This is a genomic window from Adlercreutzia sp. (assembly GCF_056795635.1).
This window is the reverse complement of record NZ_JBQIIT010000060.1, coordinates 1,976-3,342: the sequence shown is the minus strand read 5'-3', so window position 1 is coordinate 3,342 and position 1,367 is coordinate 1,976. Positions and strand designations below refer to the sequence as shown.

Sequence of the window (1,367 nt, the reverse complement as noted above, 5' to 3'; positions counted from 1 at the left end):
TGGCGAACGCCGGCGTATATCAAGCTCAATGCGCAAGCGGCCAGCAGACAGATAAGCCCACGCTCGGCACCGAGAAACAGGCCGAGGGCCGCCATCAACTTGATATCGCCCCCGCCGAACGACTCTTTGTGGGTTATCGCCTCGTAAAGGACCGTCAGAATGAGGAGGCCGCCGCCGAGAATGACGGCGCCGATGATGCCGCCGGCAAACGAGGCACCGACGATTTCCAAACCCGGGGGCACGAGCACCGTGGGAGCCGGGGCGATGAATTCGGCACCGAACCCCAGCCCCATATGCTCCCCGGCAAAGGCAAGCACTACGCGCCACACAACCCAAAGCGCTGCCAAACCGCCTGATAGCACGTTGGGGATGCGGCGCTGGCGCACATCAACCACAGTGATGGCAGCCAGGATGACCAGCACCAAGCCATAGGCGACAAGAGTGACGACCGAAACGTAGGTCATGGCCGCGGGTTACCTTTCCGCCGCCTCGGCCGCGGCCCCGTCGGCCAACGCATCGGCTGCGGCCACGGCGCGTTCGTCCGCGGCCTCCTTCTTGCATCCGTCGCCAAAGATGAGCTCACGCTCCTCTCCGGTCAGCGCCGCCCGGGCCTGATCGCGCAGGTTGTTCACACCGATGAAGAACTGGCGCATCATGACCACCACCAGATAGCGGCCCTTCGGCGTAAGCGTCAGCTCGTCGTCGTTGTCGATGGCAAAAGCCCCGCAGGTGCGCATGAAGGCCATCTCCACCGGCAAACCACGTTCGATCGACATACCGAAATCGCGCTTGAACTGACGCTTATCCAGACGCAGGCCGAACAACTGCATCATAAAGCGGTAACGCATGCGATCGCGTAAGCTGAAGGTGGTCTTGCCCATCATGGACATACGGCCGCTCTCGATAGCCTCGTTGTACTCGCGCACCGAGAAAGTGTTCACGTACAAGTTCTCGCCCAAATAGGTGATGCCACCCGATCCGATGGCCGGATACTCCTCGTAGTCGACCACATACTCGTCGATCATGGCATCCTCGCCGGCAGCGCCGGTGCCGCGGCGGTTGAACGTCCAGGCGCTTCCCAGTTCGAACAAGCCAGGGGCGCCATGGGGCAAATCGCCGAGGAGAAGGTCGCAGATGATCTCATAGAAGCGCTGTTCGCGATTGTAGTCCACGGCCCCGACGGTGGCTGCCATGGAACGCTGCACCGAGGGCGACGCCATCAGCGGGTAGAACGTGGTTTGGCTCGCCCCAGAGGCCACCACCATCTCGATATCGCGAATGAGCGAGTCCTCTGTCTGAGCCGGGAAATTGAATATCATATCGGCGTTCATAGACACGAAATACGGCGACGCCTCACCGATACGTTC

Annotated in this window: 1 protein-coding gene and 1 pseudogene; both read right to left on the bottom strand. The window is 61.4% G+C overall.

The genetic code is table 11. The features are described 5' to 3' along the window. Positions 1 to 464: prepilin peptidase (locus ACTOXK_RS12215; protein WP_482280012.1), on the bottom strand; the 464-nt coding region annotated here is incomplete at its 3' end. A gap of 9 nt (positions 465 to 473) precedes the next feature. Next, a pseudogene (locus ACTOXK_RS12210) lies at positions 474 to 1,367 on the bottom strand (coproporphyrinogen dehydrogenase); the annotation flags it as partial.